Origin of the sequence: Thioalkalivibrio sulfidiphilus, assembly GCF_000377945.1 — a bacterium.
GTDB classification, from domain to species: Bacteria; Pseudomonadota; Gammaproteobacteria; order Ectothiorhodospirales; family Ectothiorhodospiraceae; genus Thioalkalivibrio_A; species Thioalkalivibrio_A sulfidiphilus_A.
The window spans coordinates 1-2,054 of the sequence record NZ_KB898988.1 but is presented as its reverse complement, the minus strand read 5'-3'; the positions used below and the strand labels follow the sequence as shown (position 1 = coordinate 2,054).

The 2,054-nt window shown below is 54.9% G+C and carries 3 protein-coding genes; all 3 read left to right on the top strand.

Annotated features, from left to right (window positions below; genetic code table 11):
- Positions 1-259: 259 nt before the first annotated feature.
- Positions 260-499 carry an AbrB/MazE/SpoVT family DNA-binding domain-containing protein gene (locus tag D580_RS0114930; RefSeq protein WP_018955161.1) on the top strand — a complete coding sequence of 80 codons (240 nt, stop codon included), beginning with the start codon at positions 260-262 and terminating at the stop codon, positions 497-499.
- Positions 492-905: a type II toxin-antitoxin system VapC family toxin gene (locus D580_RS0114925; RefSeq protein ID WP_018955160.1), complete on the top strand. Its 414-nt coding sequence runs from the start codon at positions 492-494 to the stop codon at positions 903-905. Before D580_RS0114930 ends, D580_RS0114925 begins: the two co-directional genes overlap by 8 nt.
- Positions 906-1,174: 269 nt before the next feature.
- Entirely contained in the window at positions 1,175-1,576 is a 402-nt protein-coding gene (locus D580_RS16920) for a pilin (protein WP_026290030.1), read from the top strand.
- Positions 1,577-2,054 lie beyond the last annotated feature (478 nt).

The following is a 2,054-nucleotide window of genomic DNA, read 5'->3' as shown; positions in this document are numbered from 1 at the left end:
TCAGTGGTCAGTGGTCAGTGGTCAGTGGTCAGTGGTCAGTGGTCAGTGGTCAGTGGTCAGTGGTCAGTGGTCAGTGGTCAGTGGTCAGTGGTCAAGGAGCACAGCCGAGGCCCCAACTCATGTCAAGTGTTTTCATAACGAGTGACAACTGACCACTGACAACTGACAATTGACCATTTCACTCCCCACCTTGCACCCCCAGGGCAATGCGGCTAGAGTAATACCAGTAAGAGTATTACTTTTCACTGGACGGACCATCATGCGCATCACCAGCAAGGGCCAGGTCACCATTCCGCTTGAACTGCGGCGCAAGGCGGGGCTGATGCCCCACATGGAGGTGGAATTCAGTTACGAAGAGGGGCGCATCGTGCTCAGAAAGGCCGACACGCAGCCGGACCGTGGCCGAATGGCCGTGGAACGGCTCAGGGCCTCGAAACCTCGCACGACGCTCAGCACCGACGAGATCCTGGCGCTGACGCGCGGCGAAGCCGATGCCTGAGCGGATCCTGGTCGATTCCAACGTACTGCTTGACATCATCACGGATGATCCGGTCTGGGGATTCTGGTCCGCCGAGACACTGGCCCGGCACCTGGTCAGCGACAGACTGGCCATCAACGCCATCATCTACGGTGAGATTGCCTACGACTTCGACACCATCGAAGAGGTAGAACGGCTGCTCCCGGACGCCGACTTCGAATATGCAGACATCCCCCGCGAGGCCGCGTTTCTGGCCGCCCGATGCCATGCACGTTACCGATCAGCAGGTGGCGCACGCACCAGCACCCTGCCTGATTTTCTAATCGGCGCCCATGCCGTGGTGACCCGCATGAGCCTGATGACGCGGGATGCGCGGCGTTATCGCAGCTATTTCCCGGGGTTGAAGCTGATTACGCCAGATCCCTGAAGATTGATTCAGTGCTTGGTGCTTGGTTTCACAAAGTACAAAGCACAAAACACCAAGAACAACCTCAACCTGACCACAAGTGTCAGGGTCGCTGACAAAACTGGTCACCCCGCCGGCAGTCACTCCCTCTAGAGCAACCACTCATCCGCCCAGAAACTCCGCCCATCCCTACTGAGACATTTGGCACGACGCCTGCATAGTCATCATCCGAGAACACTCACGTTCCCACCAAGAACATCCATCACTCAAGGAGATACACCATGCAGCGCATGAGAAAAACACAGCAGGGTTTTACCCTGATCGAACTGATGATTGTTGTGGCCATCATTGGCATTCTTGCTGCCATAGCTATTCCCGCATACAGTGACTACACAGTACGTGCTCGCGTATCTGAGGGACTCGTAGTGGCAAGCAGCCCGAAGGCCACCATCTCAGAGAATCTCGCATCAGATGCTGCTGATGCCTGCTTGGGTGTCACCTCCCCGTTAACACTCAACCGCACCACCATCGAGTGCAATGCTGGTGTACTCTCGATCGAGGTAGATGGAGGTGCTGCGACGGTTGAAATGACACTTACTCCCGTCTTCGACCCCGACACGGGTGTTGAATGGCAATGCACCGTCGATGACCCCGACCAGAACAAGTATGTTCCTTCAGAGTGCCGTGTCTAATAACAAGTTCAGTTCCTAACGACTTGTTGTATCAAACAGCGCCCCCCTAATGGGGCGCTGTCACTTTCTGCACACTCGCATCAGACGATATGGTCAGGTTTCGCGTAGCAGCCTTTACCCAACATACTCAAACCCATGGCCAGGGCCCTGCGAATCCAGTTATATCGCGACCTCTATCACTTCACCGCCCTGCTAGGCCGAAGATAGGACGTCTTAGTGGACTACGAGGATCGGCACTGTTTCCTTATGCACTGTTTCCTTATGCTCGTCGCGAAGGTAATCAAGCATAACTACTGGCAATGCCACGCCTGTTGTCTCATGAAGAGCCATTACCACCATTTGGTGGAAGCCCCCGAGGGAAATTTGTCCAGAGGGTTGAATTAGCCCAATCATTGCATAAATTTGACGCAACCAAGTTTCAGGCTGCTTGCTTCAAGGTATTCAGGTAATGCAACAGCTCGGATTTCACGGCTGGGTT

What these genes read in the sequence shown, in the direction of transcription:
- D580_RS16920 (WP_026290030.1), top strand. Translation starts at nt 1,175, where the DNA reads ATGAGAAAAACACAGCAGGGTTTTACCCTGATCGAACTGATGATTGTT.
- D580_RS0114925 (WP_018955160.1), top strand. Translation starts at nt 492, where the DNA reads ATGCCTGAGCGGATCCTGGTCGATTCCAACGTACTGCTTGACATCATC.
- D580_RS0114930 (WP_018955161.1), top strand. Translation starts at nt 260, where the DNA reads ATGCGCATCACCAGCAAGGGCCAGGTCACCATTCCGCTTGAACTGCGG.